Below are 14,612 nucleotides of genomic sequence, written 5' to 3' on the forward strand. Positions count from 1 at the left end.
ATCGTATGCCGGCTCATCAACACCTACAAAAAACGACAGCATCCCTTCCTTCGGGAGGAAGGCTGATGAGTCATGCTGTACCAGGTCCTGCAAATTCAATTGGGCAAGAAAAGTCATTGCCTGGCCATCTACAGTCATCGGCCATTCCCAGTCAGGAGGAAGATCCGGGTCTCCACCTACACGAGAGCGGCCAGGAATAGTATAATCGGTAGGATCCGTCTTGGCGCACCGAATGCCGAATTTCGTTGTTTCCAATAAATATGGGATCGCATGTGCGAATTGATAATCACGCAGTTTCGTCTCCAACTCGTTTCTTTTCTGTTCCGTCCATTGCATCCTTTTTCCTCCTCATCTCAACCCATGGGTTGTTTTGGTAAAATTTTCCTTTATCCCCCACTTTTCAAGTATAGCGAAATTAGGGGGCGTTTCTAGCTAAACATCATAGTGTTTGAGATTGTCTGTACACTGGCTATATGAAAAGCTAATGCATCCTAGACTAGGATAGGGATAAACCCTAATCAAATGCCCTTGCGTATTTGATCTTGATAAATTCCTCATCGCTCTAATAGCTTTGCAAGTAGAATAGTTAAGGAACCAGCCGGTAAATCTGCTTTAACAATTCATCATTCATGGCTCCATAAGGGTAATCGTTACCGTACAGATGGATAATCGAATTATAAGCTCGGATAGATTCGACGATCGCTGCCTGGCGGTTGTTTAAACAAACGAATCATGTGGTGGATATTCCGTTCTTACATATTGGATAAAAGCTAAATTCTCTTCCGTACTGTTAAAAAGTGATTTTCCAGAAAATCATCATCAATGTAGGACCAGCCTTCTTGCCAAAAATCAGAAGACAGAGCATCTCCTCATCATAGACCTTCTCAACAAACTCTTCCAGTTCTTCTTCAGAAAAGAAGTTGACTCCCATATCGTTATAATATGTTTCATCTGAACTTCATCTATTTTTTAAGGCAACAGTCATCCAGTCTAATAAATCATTAGCATTGTTCATTTAAACACATCTGAGTCTGACTATATTGTTAGAAAGCAAGCGTTAAAGATCATAATACCTCTTCTTTTCTCATTATTACTATTCACATTATAATTCCTTTTAGCAGAGTAATATCATCAAGGAAAAAAGCAGCTCCTTATTGGACATCACGCTTGGCCTCCTATGCTCCCCTACTCTTTAAAGCTTAGGCGATTGCAATCAAGCAATCGCTTCTCTTCAACTTTGAAAATCACTAGGTACTTCATAAAGTTTTATTTAAAATGATCATTCTTTTTATAAAAATCAGACTTTATTTCTAATTATCAAACTTTACTTTGAAAACAAAATAGTTATTGACAGTGGTTCTGCATCGCTATAGAATATTGCTTAAAGTTTCTAAGTGATAATCATTCTCGATTGTATACATTTTTTGGTAAAGTGCTGCGCGAATTGATTATTCATAGATACATAATAATTAAGGGAGAGAAACATTTTATGAAAAAGTTTTTAATACCGTCAGTCCTTCTGCTGGTTCTTCTGCTCAGTGCATGCGGCAGTAAAACGAACAATACTGACAAAGAAAGTGACCAGTCTTCCTCGAAGTCTGACACATTTACTTACGAATCTGAGAATGGCCCTATCGAGGTTCCGAAAAATCCACAACGGGTTGTTGTCCTTACCAGATTCTTAACGGGTAATGTCATGGCACTTGATGTACCAGTCGTCGGAGTAGATGAAATGTCCAAGAGCAATCCTAGATTTGAAGAGCAATTAAAAGATGTTGAAGCAGTATCTGATGAAAGTCTTGAGAAAATCATCGAATTGGAACCAGATCTTATTATCGGACTCTCAGGAATTAAAAACATCGATAAACTTAACGAAATCGCTCCTACAGTCACTTATACTTATGGAAAAGTCGATTATTTAACACAACAGTTGGAAATTGGAAAGTTGTTGAACAAAGAAAAAGAAGCAGAAGCTTGGGTCAAAGATTTCAAAGCTCGTGCCACAAAAGCCGGAAAAGAAATCAGAGAAAAAATCGGTGAAGATGCGACAGTTTCGGTCATTGAGACATTCAATAAACAGCTCTACGTCTATGGTTATAACTATGGACGGGGAACAGAGATTCTTTATAATGAATTTAAACTCGACATGCCCGATAAAGTAGAAGAATCCACAAAGAAAGACGGATACTTGGCTCTGTCTACTGAAGTTCTAAAAGATTATTTCGGTGATTACGTCATCTTCAGTAAAAATGCAGATGAGGACAACTCTTTCCAAGAAACTGAAATGTACAAAAGCATTCCTGCTGTCATGAATAATCATGTCTTCGAAGCAGATGCGAAAACATTCTATTTTAACGATCCTTTAAGCTTAGAATACCAGCTTGAATTCTTCATTGAACATTTTCTTGAACAATAAACATTTATCCCATCATGGGATGTCTAGAGTCAAGGAAGTTTTCAGCAACAGAAAATTGTGACACAACTTTCGGATCATTTAAGGAGCCTTCTGGCTCCTTTTTAGTTGTTGTAGCTTTTGTGCATGAATAAACACCTCCAAATGTGACATCCTAAGCCTCTGAATCGGGGCTTTTTGTTTTTCTCTCATTCACATGCAAAAAATCCTCACTTCTCCCCTTCTTCAAAAATCCCGGCATTTTCCAAGTAAATCGTAAGAATTAACTGATTTGTAGTGGTTTTTGCATCATTTCTCGATATTTTCTCGTTATGATGATTACGACATCAAGATGGCTATGGAAGGAGGATAAAGTTTTAAAGTCTGTACGCTTCCAGTCAGCACACCCAGAGTGCTACTGTTTGCCTTGTTCCGTTTCTCACAGCGAAACCAGTGCACCTAAGTTACACACGAACGATTTAAAGTGGTACAAAGATTATTCCTCTTGGAGATCATACTGCTTTTAACTAACTAAGGAGTGAAGAAATGAAAAGAATTTTATTGACAGGCGCTAGCTTGTTGCTAATATTGGCGGGTTGTACAAACACCGTCAAAGAAAAACAATCAAAAGAACATAGGCAAATGAAGCATGAAGAAAACATGGACCATGAGAATATGGAAGGTATGGAGGACCATATGGATCATGATGATATCCCCTCTCTTAAAGCCTCCAAAGGAACTCAGGAGTTGTCCATCCCACCGTTGTTGGACAAACAAAAGAGCCCGGACTTCGATTATGAGGTAGTCGCCCAAGAAGGCACGACCCAATTCTTCGATGGTACTCAAACCAAAACCTACGGATACAATGGAAATCTCTTGGGACCAACTGTACGGCTAAAAGAAGGAGAAACTGTCAAAGTGAAGGTTCGCAATGAGTTAAACGAGCCGACGACATTTCATTGGCACGGGCTTGAAATACCCGGATCCGAAGACGGGGGGCCACAGGACGAAATACAGCCAGGAAAAAGCAAAATCGTCACTTTAAAAGCAGATCAACCGGCAGCAACTTTATGGTACCATCCACATCCGCATCAGTTGACCTCCAAACAAGTATTCAAAGGCCTTGGCGGGATGCTCTATGTGGAAGGTACGGACCGGAATTCTGCCGATCTTCCGAAAAACTACGGCGTGGACGACATACCGCTCATTTTTCAAGATCGCATTTTTGATAAGGATCATCAACTGAATTATGATGAACTCATGAATAGTGATGGAACAATCGGAGATGTATCACTTGTTAATGGGACACTTAATCCGAAACTAACAGTAACACAGCCAGTAATGCGTTTTAGAATCCTTAATGGCTCTAATGCAAGAAATTATACGTTTCGTTTGAGCAATGGAGCTTCATTCACTCAGGTTGCTTCGGATGGCGGGTTGTTGGATGAGCCAGTTGAAACGGATGAGCTTACATTATCTGCTTCAGAACGGTCCGAAATCCTGATTGATTTCTCCAAATTGGATTCTGATAAGCCTATTGCGATAACTGATAAACAAGGAAATGTTTTGCTTCCATTTGATTTGAATTTCGAGAGTAAAGCAGCAAAGAATTCCACTGTATCATGGGCAACTGTGGAACCCTTCCTTACAAAAAAAGAAAAAGACCTACCAGTATCCAAAGAAATTGAATTATTCGGGATGATGGACGAGGTTACAATCAATGGTAAGAAATTCGACCCCACTCGGATTGATTTAAAACAAGAAAAAAGTGTCTCCGAAGTCTGGGAAATCTACAATAAACCGGATCATATGGGTGGGATGATTCATCCATTTCATATCCACGGCACTCAATTTAAGATCATTTCTCGAGATGGAAAAGACCCGTCATCAAATGAACAAGGATTAAAAGACAGTGTCTTGATCGAACCTGGGGAACGAGTCAAGCTGCTTGTCACCTTCCCCGAAAAAGGTATCTACATGTATCACTGCCATATTTTAGAACATGAAGATAATGGAATGATGGGACAAGTAGAAGTATATTAAACTGCGAAAAACCACTCATGGAATTTGAAATGCCCCAATTGTCAGGCAAGGGTTTAACAATTGGGGTATTTTTCCTGTCCTGTTCCTTTTCTTTTTTTCAGGATTTATTTTTGTAGAATTCAATTGCAGACATTGCCGCCGATATAATTTTCTCTGGGAGTTCGTCTGGTGAAATCACCCTCATTTTATTTGCGAATCCTAAGATGAACTCGACTGCCTCTTGCTTATCATTAAACCTTAAAGTAGCCGGTATCCATTTATCTTCGTTTGGATTTTCTCTTTGTACAAATTGAACAAACTTGCCTGTAAAATTAATTCTTGGAATAATAGCCGGATGTATTTCTACTTGTACATCATATTGAGGTAAATTTTGTATAAACTTCTTCTTCGATTGCTCCCAATAATACGCCAAATTGAAATCAATCGGCCGTTTAAAAGTTTCATCTTCAATCTGTGCTGTTTGTATGCGTGATACCCTATAGTTACGCAGCTCTCCATTTCTAGATGCCACAAGATACCACCTATTCCCTTTTGCTACCAATCCTAATGGTTCTATCAGTCTTTCTTTTTGTTCTCCGTCGGCCTGTTCATAGTAAATTTTTAGCTTTTTACTTTCCCAAACTGCTTGTTGGACCGTTTTGAGAGCATGTACTTTTTCTTTAGATTGTCGCCAAGTGCTCGAATCTATATGAATTCTTTCCCAGATCGCTTGTGCTTCATCCCGAAAAGTCCCTGGGATGGCAGCAAGTAACTTTTGCCTAGTGTCTAATCCTTGCATATTTAACCCTAAGTCTTCGAGTAATTTTCCTGAAGGGAAAAGGAATAGAGATTTTATGTCATCTATGTTTAATCCACTTAATCTAGTGCGAAAATTGTCCATCAGACGCCACCCTCCCCCTTTTCCCCTATCAGAAACAATAGGTATCCCTGCATTACTTAATGCATCCATGTCTCTAAGGATCGTTCTATCTGATACCTCTAGTTCAGTGGCCAATTCTTTTGCTGTCATTTTCCCTCTATTTTGTAACAGAATCATAATATTCATTAATCTATCTGCTCTCATAAAATCTGTCCCTTCGGTGAAAATACAAATTCATTTTATGAATATGACAGGAGATGTCGTGTTTTAATCATATACTTATTTTAAAGACACGGAAAGGAGAAAGATTCATGACTCAGACTCAAAATCGAAATGTCGTATTATTCATCGCATCAAGTTTAGACAGCTACATTGCTACAAAAGAGGAGTCACTTGAGTGGTTATTCAAGGTAGAAGGTGATAATGGGTATTCGGAGTTCTATAATACTATTGATACAGTTTTAATGGGTAAAAAAACTTATGATTGGATCATGAAGCATGGTTTCGAGGAATTCCCATATCAAAATAAAGATTGTTATGTGTTTACAAGGTCTACTATTGAAGATACTGAAAATGTAAAATTTGTCAGCCCTGATATACCTGATTTTGTTAATGAACTAAAAAGCCAACCTGGCAAAAATATTTGGATCGCTGGTGGAGGAGAACTGCTGCAATCTTTTTTAAAAGAGAGTTTAGTTGATGAACTTATCGTAACAATTGCACCAGCCTTAATTGGCAAAGGAATTCCTTTATTCAAAGAAGGTGATTATCAATTAGACCTTTCATTGAAAGGAACAAGGAACTTTAATCAATTTGTTGAATTGCATTATGAAGTTAAAAAGTAAAAGGTTTGACTAAATATAGCTCTCTTCATAGAAAAATTCCCTAATCTGTACAGATCGGGGAATTTTTCTATGTGAACAAGAAACTGATACTGGCCAAAAAGATTTGATTGAGCATAAATATTTATTAGGTTGAACTATGACACTAATCACAACAATGGCGTTTAAATTACTTGCCTTCTATTCCAATAAAAAACTATATATTTCTTAACTAGAATGAAAATCATTTTCTACGGAAACTCTCTTCATTAATCGTTTTAATTTATTTTCTGTGTTTGTTGCCTCAACAGGTGTATAGATGCTGCATCTTAAATCCATATCACCTTGAACCTGGAGAGAAGTTAAATTAAATAGCATTTTACCTGCTTTGGCATGTCTGAATTCAATCATCATTTCTGGAGCTTTACTCACTTGACTTTCTTGCCATAGATTCTGAAATTCTGGATGTGAATGACTCATTTCTTCAATAAATTGGTTGTACCATTCGTCGCCTAAATACTGTCCATAATATGTACGAAAAATGGCAAGAAAACCTTTCGCAAAATGCTCCCAATTGACAGCCAAGGCTTTTAATTCTTTTCTGGTGAACACTAAGCGAATCAAATTACGTTGATCCTTCGGTATTTGTTCAAAATCTAAAAAAACATGGGCAGCTGCGGGATTCCAACCAACAATATAGCAACGTCGATCCGTAATGATCGTCGGACAATAGGTTAATTCAGCAAGGATTCGTTTTAAAGCAGGGCTCAGCTCTGAAGGTTCCTTTTTTTGACGAGTAATTTCTGATTTTGCCTCTAATGCCAAGTCAAATAAATAATCTCTTTCATCCGTATTTAACTGTAAAGCTGTCGAAATACAATCCAACACGATTGACGAAACCTTTATATCTCTCCCCTGCTCAAGCCATGTATACCAAGTGGTACTGACCCCCGCTAATTGAGCAACCTCTTCCCTCCGCAATCCCGGTGTCCTTCTCCGTGTCCCCTTCGGCAAACCAATAGATTCCGGCTTAATTTGGGCACGCTTCGTTTTCAAAAATGTCGATAAAGCTTCAAGCCTGGTTTTATCATTCATTCCTAAAACTCCTTATCATTTCAATTTAAGCTATTAGTATTTATACCAGGATAAACGCTCCCTTGTAATAGGATAAAGGAATTGTAGAATATAAGTATAGGATGTATTTGGAGGGATGAAAAGTGGAAAGAGTTGTCATTACCGGTATAGGAGTAGTCTCTCCTATCGGGAACAGCATCGAAACATTTTGGAACAATCTGATTAAAGGAACATCAGGTATCTCCACCATTGATACTTTTGATGTTTCGCATCACAAGACAAAAATAGCTGGGATCGTCCAAGATTTTAATGCAGATGAGATTTTAGGAAGACAAACAGCAAGACGTTTAGATCGCTTTTCTCAATTTGCTTTGGCTGCTGCTGATCAAGCTTGGAGCGACTCTGAGCTGGACCTCGATCAAATAGATATTGAAAGGTTAGGCGTATACGTGGGTTCTGGCATTGGTGGAATTGAAACCTTAATTGAAAATATCGATATACTTAGACAGAAGGGGCCAAGAAGAGTCAGCCCAACTCTAGTACCAGCCATGATGTCTAATGCTGCTGCGGCCCAGATTAGCATCAAGTGGAATGCGATGGGGCCTTCCTTGTCTCCTGTCTCTGCTTGTGCGATTGGAAACACTGCTATTGGTGAAGCCTTTAGACTCATTCGTCTTGGAGAAGCTGACGCTGTATTTGCAGGTGGAACAGAGGCAGCTATTACTGACTTATCAATTGCAAGCTTTAGTAATGCTACGGCTTTATCAACAAGAAACAATGATCCTACTAAAGCAAGCCGGCCATTTGATCAAAATCGAGATGGATTTGTCATGTCCGAAGGAGCTGGGATTCTCATCTTAGAATCCTTATCACATGCTTTACGTAGGGAGGCAAAAATTTATGCAGAGGTCATTGGATATGGTGCAAGTTCAGACGCACACCATATCGTAGCAACGCATCCGGAAGGTAAAGGGGCCTATCTTGCCATGAGATCAGCCTTAAAAAATGCCAATATATCTTCTGAAGGAATTGATGTTATCAGCGCTCATGCAACAAGCACACAAGTGGGAGACATCTCTGAAACGATGGCGATTAAGCAGCTTTTTGGAAAACAAGCTTATCAGATTCCAATTACAGCTAATAAATCCATGCTAGGCCATATGTTGGGGGCAGCTGGTGGAGTTGAAGCAATTGCATTAGCCATGAGTATAAAGGAAGGAATTGTTCCTCCGACCATTAACTTAGAAAGTCCTGATCCATTATGCGATCTCGATTATGTACCATCTGTAGCACGCCAAATGCACATCAATACGGGACTATCCAACTCATTTGGTTTTGGTGGCCATAATGCAGCGATTGTTTTAAAGAAATATGAATGAAGCACTTTATCACATCAATAGGATTGTCCAAAAATCACCTGAAATGAACCAGTCGGATAAAAACGATGTTTTATTTTTGCTTTATAGACAGATTCACTACTTGTTCACCCATTTAAAGAAGTTTGAAAATTTCCCTTCTGTAAGATCGGTTTTTAAATATCACCTAAGCAAAGCTAAGTGAAATCGGTGTACTGACTTTTTTAGCAATTTGCTATCAGTTTAAACCAGCTTGCAGAAGGTTTTTTCATAAACGTGATGCTTATGGACAATATAAGTTTAATCTCCCTTGCAAACCTTCCAAGACCTCTCCCGGAACTTCCCTTACCTTGATATCCCTCCCCAGAAAAAGTAACCAATTTGTGATTTCATCCAATTCTTTGGAATTTTCAACATTGACATAAGTCTTCAAAATAGCTGTAGTTTGGTAAGGATTTGTATAGGATATTGACACTTTTAAAGGATGATATTTTTTGAACTGAGCTATCGCCCCTGGCCCAAGTTCACAGACAAGGTTGATATTTTCTTCTTGTTTACTTAGCTTTTCTAAAATCTTTTTCTCACTTAATCTTTTTTTCGTTGGATAAGATGTGATATTGGTAAGGTGGTCAACAGGAATAATCTGCTTCTTTTCTTCCTTTAGATCAAAACTTTCGATCAGCCAGAGGCTTTTTTCTTTATAAAGATGCAAGAGATAAATTGGATATGTTTTTACTGCCTTTTCTTCTTTGATTGTGAGTAGTAAATACCTATCCAAAAGAAGGGTTTGAATAAGTTTTTCTAACATAGGATGGGGAAGGTCTGAAAGCTCAAGCAGGTCGGGATTATTAGGGTTAGTCCCTTCAAAAAGCAAAATTTGATTTAAGAGGACTAAATCATCTTGCTGGTTTTCTGAGACAAGCCCTAGTAATTTTTCAGCTAAAGATTGACGACTCTTTAGATATGGAAGCTGCTGATTTCTTATGGCCATAAAAGCAATAAAAAGCGCCTTAACCTCATTATCAGTAAACCGAACAACGGGAAGGACAGAGTTTTTCATGACAAAATAACCCCCGTCCCTCCCAACTTCAGCTACGAGCGGTATCCCCATGGCTTCAATTTCTCTGATATCTCTAATAGCTGTCGAACGAGAGATGTTAAATTCTCGCATGATTTCAGAAATTGTAAAGTGGGAGCGGTTGTTAATATATCGCATAATGATATTAATCCGTTCAACTTTTTTCATCGGGACTCCTAAACAGTATCATTTTTTGACATGATTTATGGATATCATATACCTATCAAATGAACAAGACAAATCATTTGATGACTCTAAAAAAAGGATGGGTTTGAGTATGGCAAACTATACTATAGAAGAAAAAGACAGCTTTACCGTTTTAGGTTTTGGAACTGAGCTTAAGAGCGATTATACAGATTTTATTGGCATAAACAAGGAAAAATCAGACTTTTGGGAGGCTTTCAGCCAAGATGGTAGGCTCAGCGCTTTAAAAGCTATGGCCACAAATGATTTCGTTTTTGCCGTAAACGAAGCGGTGAATAACAAGATGATGCATTATGCCGGTGTCATGTCAGAGGCACCAGCACCTGAAGAAGCAAGAGTTATTCAATTTCCTAAAGGGGAATACCTTGTTGTTAAAGGGGAAGCGAAGACTGCTGATGAATTGAATAATACGCTTACTGGCATTGCCTTTGGTCAAGCCCTGCCAGAAGCAAAGGATTTCGCCTATGTTGGCGGGCCAAATACAACGGTAGAAATAGGACATCGAGACGGCTTAGTTTTTGGTGAAATGTGGATCCCTGTTGTTAGAAAATAAAAAGGTAAAAGGAAGGATAAAAATGTCTTATATCGTCGATTTTAAAAATGTGTCTACGGTCGGTTTAGAGTCTTCACCTGTAGTAGAAGCGCTTGCCGGACTACGGGCTAATGAAGCCCGTTACTTTATGAACAAGTACAAGCATGAATTTACTGTAGTACCAGCGAACGAAAGCCAGGAGACTCTTGATTACGTGAACAGGATTCTGAAAGAACGTGATATTGAATTTGCAGCCAAGCCTCTAGAAACATCGCGTTTTCAAGTGGAAAATATCAAGTTTGCCTACGTCTTTTATGAGGATGGACTTGGAGTCAATGTTATGTATACAGTTGATGACCCTAAGAAGCGGGCCGTTGGTTTTAAGCTTTCCGAGGGAATGGAAGTGCCAAAGGAATTAGAAGGAAAGTTTAAGTTCGCTAGGCAAAAGTCTAAACTGGCTGGAACTATTCGAGGCTCGTTTTTCGTCATTAAAGGGGAATATTGAGAACTTTCCTTCTCAATACAAGTATAACGGCGTGATACAGAAGACGTACAAGGGAGGCTCGTTCCCCTCTCTCATAGCGTTGAATAACCTTAGCTGGCATTTTGCGCACTAATAGGAATTTGCGGTCGTGGGAAATTCATCCCACGACTCCCCTTCCTATGCTTATGGAAACAATTTAAGAAACTATTTGGTGGATAGGAATCCATAGAAATATAGCTAACTACTCATGGACTCCATGTCGATAAAGGATTCATTTTCAAGGATACTTATTTGTGATTGCTCCTAACAGGATAAGTTTTACTGATACTTTTTAGCCACCATGAATTCGACAAAAGGCAATGTTATCATCGCTAAACCTAATACGCCTAATAGAAAAACGTTGATTGTACCATTCACTAGTTTATCAGCAGCCACTGCGACCAAAATAAAGAATAATAGAATAAAATAACTTATTTTCGAGCTTTTTTCCATGATTTTTTGTCCGAGTTCTTCCTCAGGTAGAATCCTGTCTTTTTCTTCCTTATTCCCCCATGTAATGGCAGAGAAGAACATCATCAATAACGCTCCAATTGATGCCACCTCATTAAAACCAACATCTTTTCCAGTATATATTTTAAAAATTGAATAGCCTATCGCAATTAAAGTAGCTATTCCAATAATAATTGTCCCTATTTTTCGAGTATTCATTTATCCATTTCTCCCCCATAAAAAAATAACTTGTCAACTTTAACACCCAACGTCCTCGCAAGTTCAAAAGCTAATTTTAAACTTGGATCATATTTATTATTTTCAATCGCATTTATGGTCTGTCTACTTACATGACATAAATCTGCTAATTTCCCTTGAGAAAAACCTTTATTTTCTCGGTAGTGCTTTATTCTATTTTGCATATGATCAGCACCCTCATCACTAAATAGGTGTAAAACATTTTTTACACTGTTATTATAACAAAAGGCAAATAAGTATCAAATATATTTGACACTTATTTGCCTCTTTAAAATTATTTTATTATCAGGAATTCCATACATTAAGGGAATACTTAATACAAAAGTCTTTATGAAAACCGTGTTCCGATTATTTTTCTATACAACCACACCTCAAAAATGCTTGAATAGTAGGCTTTTTTTCTTTATGCAGAGCTTTTTGCATAGATGATACAAACAATTTTCACCAATAAAGGCAATATCCATCTCATATCATTTTAGTCTTTCTGGTTCAAACAAAGTTGCATTTCTTGAAACACTTCAATAAGTTCTTCAAGAACACTCTTACCGTCTCCTTTGTAAGAAGAACCATGCATAACGGCAAGTGTTTTAGGCTTTAAATCTGCTAGTCTACGCAGCAGCTCCACTGTATGTAAGGTATAGGGAATGTAGTTAGAAAATGGACTTTGTGAGTTCTGTAGTACTTCTTTAAACCGAGCCATTAAACTAGTCTTAGCAACTGGTTCCACATCACCGTTTTGATGGAACAAATCAGAAGTAAAAAGAGTCCGGTCAGTCTCTTCAAAAAGCATTCCTGCATCCCATCCATGCGGGAGGTGAGGGGTGCGCAAATAACGAAAAATTTTCTTTCCCGTACTGAATACCTCGTTATCCTGGAGCGCACGAATAGGTCTTATAGCGAATTCCCCATTTACAGATGCCCCAACAATACCGACTAATGCCTCAGCCTGAGGCGCTATTGTGAGCCATTCATTAAGTGCACCACACTCATCTGACTCGAAATGACTATAGCTAATCCAGCGCAATTGTTTAAGATCAATTACGCTAGCAGCTGCTTGACTAAACTGAGAAAAAAGCGATTTTGGACCTGTATGGTACAAAAGGGGCTCCTCGTCTCGGACTAAAAATGCATTATATTGGAAGCCAGATTCTGTTGAAAAAATAGATAGACGAAAGACATCAGAATCAATTTCATCAATACGTGCCATAACATTTCTCCTTTATTTTTCTAGTTTGTTTATCATACCTTGTGACTACTACTAAACTTTTTTTGCAAAAAAATTGTGCGAACTTTACAAATTATAAGTTTGTTGTAAACCCATTATATCGAACGTGTATTCTATTAACAATCATAACTTTTCTTCTTTGAAATTCAGTGAACGTTTTAACGAAATTATGAGGTAATGCTTAGTAACAGCTAACCCCTTTCAAATACTGCTACTGAAGCTAATTGGTTTTGCACATCACAAAAAAACAGCCTCCAAATGGAAACTGTTCTGTCTTTACTATGTATAAGCCGCCTCTGCCGTAATGAGTCTAAGAAAGTTTTAAACCACCACTCCTCAAAGTGGGTGTTCGCAGAAACGTTCATGAATGTCCTCCATGTCCTATAGACAGAGGTTTGTCACTCCAGCTTCTATTAAAAACTCCCTATTACAGCTTAAAGGTTAAAACTTTATTAAGATTACGAACAACGCAGCCTATATGATTATATTACTCTATATTGATTCATTGTTCAATGTAATTGCTTCAGTTACATTTTTTAATTTTAAGCATTGTATTTATGAAAGCACAGAAAAAGAATACAGAAACTATAACTAGACCCTGTCACCTTCATTTAAGCCTGCGTCTAGATTTACCAGCGGTATGACCACTGTCATCCTTCGCAAGGGCATTGTATTGTTTAAATTTGGCTGACCTTTTTTTCTTTAAGTACTTTTCATTTAGTACTATCACCTTTTCGTTCTCGGTCGTCCTGTATTTCTGGTAGGCAAATTTATATTTTTCAAACGCGAAGTGCCCCAAAATGTAAATCGGCAAAATCACTAACAGGAGAATAATTGTGCTAGGGAACAGCTCGAAACTTTCCTCCAGCAAATAGACAGTCATAACCGCATAGGCCCCTACTGAAACCATAAAGGTAATAATCAGATTGCAAATATGAAAGGCAATCACACTTTTCTTCTCGCGAAACATCTGCTCCAGCTCATATTTGAAAAAAAGGGTCACGAAAACAGAAATCACAATAACGAAAAAAACAATAAAATAAGCAACTCCACTATGCACCTTTTCCGCCCCCATTCTTGAAGGGGTCTGACCCACACCGCGTTAAGACGTTACCACGTTAATGGGATGGGGGTCAGACCCCTTACCCTTATATTAACCTATATTTGCTGGTTCTTTCTATTGCAGCTTTGTACTTCTGATAACATATTGGCTAATAGGCGATGTTTGAAGCTCTATTCACCTTCTCGTTGTTCCAGTTTATATTCACATATTTCCGGACGCCCTCTATACTCTCAGCTTTAATATGAACAAATAATGCCTTCTCCATGCCCCTTGAAATTTTCAAAAAAATGTTGACTAAAAGAATGATGTCTTGTATATTTGTTTAAAATTAAAAAGATGCGATGATAAGGACAAGGGTAATTTTTAACGGTTTACAGAGAGGGAAGGATGCTGGAAACTTCCTAACACAGAAAAGTTGCTTACCACCTTGGAGCTGTATTGGTGAAATAATAGTAATCAATACCGTTTTTGCTACGATACAGCACAACGAAGCCATTACTTCTGTTAAGTAGTGGGAATTTGGGTGGAACCACGAGACTACACACACTCGTCCCTTTTATAGGGATGGGTGTGTTTTTTATTTCAATTAAATATTTACTGCAATGATAAGGACAAAAGTAACTCTTAACGGTTTACAGAGAGGGAAGGATGCTGGGATCTTCCTAACACAGAAAAGTTGCTTACCACCTTGGAGCTGTATTGGTGAAATAATAGTAATCAATACCGTTTTTGCTA

General features: G+C 38.1%; 14 protein-coding genes, 1 other RNA gene and 2 other annotated features (1 of these 17 running past the window's edge). Of the genes, 6 read left to right on the forward strand and 9 right to left on the reverse strand.

Going from position 1 to position 14,612, the window contains the following annotated elements; translation table 11 throughout:
* A partial coding sequence (locus H9631_RS20845) for a DUF1963 domain-containing protein (protein WP_191816166.1) occupies positions 1–336 on the reverse strand: 336 nt, incomplete at its 3' end.
* A 1,153-nt stretch (positions 337–1,489) separates the two neighbouring features.
* Between H9631_RS20845 and H9631_RS20850 the strand changes: the two genes are divergently transcribed.
* Entirely contained in the window at positions 1,490–2,416 is a 927-nt protein-coding gene (locus tag H9631_RS20850) for an iron-hydroxamate ABC transporter substrate-binding protein (RefSeq protein ID WP_191816168.1), read from the forward strand.
* Positions 2,417–2,938: 522 nt separating this feature from the next.
* Positions 2,939–4,435: a multicopper oxidase family protein gene (locus tag H9631_RS20855; RefSeq protein WP_191816170.1), complete on the forward strand. Its 1,497-nt coding sequence runs from the start codon at positions 2,939–2,941 to the stop codon at positions 4,433–4,435.
* Between the two features lie 97 nt (positions 4,436–4,532).
* Here the strand turns inward: H9631_RS20855 and H9631_RS20860 are convergent, their stop codons facing one another.
* The gene (locus H9631_RS20860; protein WP_191816172.1) at positions 4,533–5,498 is read right to left on the reverse strand and encodes a helix-turn-helix transcriptional regulator; all 966 of its coding nucleotides are present in this window, start codon (positions 5,496–5,498) and stop codon (positions 4,533–4,535) included.
* A gap of 107 nt (positions 5,499–5,605) precedes the next feature.
* On the opposite strand from H9631_RS20860, the gene H9631_RS20865 reads away from it, so the two are divergent.
* Positions 5,606–6,139, forward strand: a complete 534-nt coding sequence (locus H9631_RS20865; RefSeq protein WP_191816174.1) for a dihydrofolate reductase family protein — start codon at positions 5,606–5,608, stop codon at positions 6,137–6,139.
* Positions 6,140–6,343: 204 nt separating this feature from the next.
* Here the strand turns inward: H9631_RS20865 and H9631_RS20870 are convergent, their stop codons facing one another.
* Positions 6,344–7,210 (reverse strand): helix-turn-helix transcriptional regulator, encoded by an 867-nt coding sequence (locus tag H9631_RS20870; RefSeq protein ID WP_191816176.1) that lies wholly within the window; start codon positions 7,208–7,210, stop codon positions 6,344–6,346.
* Between the two features lie 122 nt (positions 7,211–7,332).
* On the opposite strand from H9631_RS20870, the gene fabF reads away from it, so the two are divergent.
* On the forward strand, positions 7,333–8,568 hold the full coding sequence (gene fabF, locus H9631_RS20875; RefSeq protein WP_191816178.1) for a beta-ketoacyl-ACP synthase II: 1,236 nt from the start codon (positions 7,333–7,335) through the stop codon (positions 8,566–8,568).
* Positions 8,569–8,827: 259 nt separating this feature from the next.
* On the opposite strand, the gene H9631_RS20880 is transcribed toward fabF, so the two are convergent.
* Positions 8,828–9,790, reverse strand: coding sequence for a helix-turn-helix transcriptional regulator (locus H9631_RS20880; RefSeq protein ID WP_191816180.1), 963 nt, complete (start codon positions 9,788–9,790; stop codon positions 8,828–8,830).
* A 109-nt stretch (positions 9,791–9,899) separates the two neighbouring features.
* On the opposite strand from H9631_RS20880, the gene H9631_RS20885 reads away from it, so the two are divergent.
* Both H9631_RS20885 and H9631_RS20890 read left to right on the forward strand, forming a co-directional pair.
* Positions 9,900–10,379 (forward strand): GyrI-like domain-containing protein, encoded by a 480-nt coding sequence (locus H9631_RS20885; protein WP_191816195.1) that lies wholly within the window; start codon positions 9,900–9,902, stop codon positions 10,377–10,379.
* Between the two features lie 22 nt (positions 10,380–10,401).
* Entirely contained in the window at positions 10,402–10,863 is a 462-nt protein-coding gene (locus H9631_RS20890; RefSeq protein ID WP_191816182.1) for a phage tail protein, read from the forward strand.
* A gap of 297 nt (positions 10,864–11,160) precedes the next feature.
* Here H9631_RS20890 and H9631_RS20895 read toward each other — a convergent pair whose 3' ends face one another.
* From H9631_RS20895 to H9631_RS20915, 5 genes are all read right to left on the reverse strand, one after another.
* The gene (locus tag H9631_RS20895; RefSeq protein ID WP_191816183.1) at positions 11,161–11,550 is read right to left on the reverse strand and encodes a hypothetical protein; all 390 of its coding nucleotides are present in this window, start codon (positions 11,548–11,550) and stop codon (positions 11,161–11,163) included.
* Positions 11,547–11,753 carry a helix-turn-helix transcriptional regulator gene (locus tag H9631_RS20900; RefSeq protein ID WP_191816185.1) on the reverse strand — a complete coding sequence of 69 codons (207 nt, stop codon included), beginning with the start codon at positions 11,751–11,753 and terminating at the stop codon, positions 11,547–11,549. Before H9631_RS20900 ends, H9631_RS20895 begins: the two co-directional genes overlap by 4 nt.
* A gap of 311 nt (positions 11,754–12,064) precedes the next feature.
* Positions 12,065–12,796: an oxygen-binding di-iron domain-containing protein gene (locus H9631_RS20905; protein WP_191816187.1), complete on the reverse strand. Its 732-nt coding sequence runs from the start codon at positions 12,794–12,796 to the stop codon at positions 12,065–12,067.
* A 301-nt stretch (positions 12,797–13,097) separates the two neighbouring features.
* Positions 13,098–13,293, reverse strand: a non-coding RNA gene (gene ssrS / locus H9631_RS20910) — 6S RNA.
* Positions 13,294–13,421: 128 nt separating this feature from the next.
* Entirely contained in the window at positions 13,422–13,874 is a 453-nt protein-coding gene (locus H9631_RS20915; RefSeq protein WP_191816189.1) for a hypothetical protein, read from the reverse strand.
* 335 nt (positions 13,875–14,209) lie between these two features.
* Positions 14,210–14,435: a binding site (T-box leader), on the forward strand.
* A 35-nt stretch (positions 14,436–14,470) separates the two neighbouring features.
* Positions 14,471–14,612 (forward strand) — a binding site (T-box leader); it runs 184 nt beyond the window's last position.

It is taken from the genome of Bacillus norwichensis (assembly GCF_014836955.1).
GTDB classification, from domain to species: Bacteria; Bacillota; Bacilli; order Bacillales; family Bacillaceae_C; genus Siminovitchia; species Siminovitchia norwichensis.

Bases quoted from the DNA above. Each gene is read 5' to 3' on its own strand.
- H9631_RS20905 (WP_191816187.1), bottom strand. From the start codon at position 12,796: ATGGCACGTATTGATGAAATTGATTCTGATGTCTTTCGTCTATCTATT.
- H9631_RS20880 (WP_191816180.1), bottom strand. From the start codon at position 9,790: ATGAAAAAAGTTGAACGGATTAATATCATTATGCGATATATTAACAAC.
- H9631_RS20895 (WP_191816183.1), bottom strand. From the start codon at position 11,550: ATGAATACTCGAAAAATAGGGACAATTATTATTGGAATAGCTACTTTA.
- H9631_RS20885 (WP_191816195.1), top strand. From the start codon at position 9,900: ATGGCAAACTATACTATAGAAGAAAAAGACAGCTTTACCGTTTTAGGT.
- H9631_RS20870 (WP_191816176.1), bottom strand. From the start codon at position 7,210: ATGAATGATAAAACCAGGCTTGAAGCTTTATCGACATTTTTGAAAACG.
- H9631_RS20860 (WP_191816172.1), bottom strand. From the start codon at position 5,498: ATGAGAGCAGATAGATTAATGAATATTATGATTCTGTTACAAAATAGA.
- H9631_RS20865 (WP_191816174.1), top strand. From the start codon at position 5,606: ATGACTCAGACTCAAAATCGAAATGTCGTATTATTCATCGCATCAAGT.
- H9631_RS20900 (WP_191816185.1), bottom strand. From the start codon at position 11,753: ATGCAAAATAGAATAAAGCACTACCGAGAAAATAAAGGTTTTTCTCAA.
- H9631_RS20890 (WP_191816182.1), top strand. From the start codon at position 10,402: ATGTCTTATATCGTCGATTTTAAAAATGTGTCTACGGTCGGTTTAGAG.
- H9631_RS20850 (WP_191816168.1), top strand. From the start codon at position 1,490: ATGAAAAAGTTTTTAATACCGTCAGTCCTTCTGCTGGTTCTTCTGCTC.
- H9631_RS20855 (WP_191816170.1), top strand. From the start codon at position 2,939: ATGAAAAGAATTTTATTGACAGGCGCTAGCTTGTTGCTAATATTGGCG.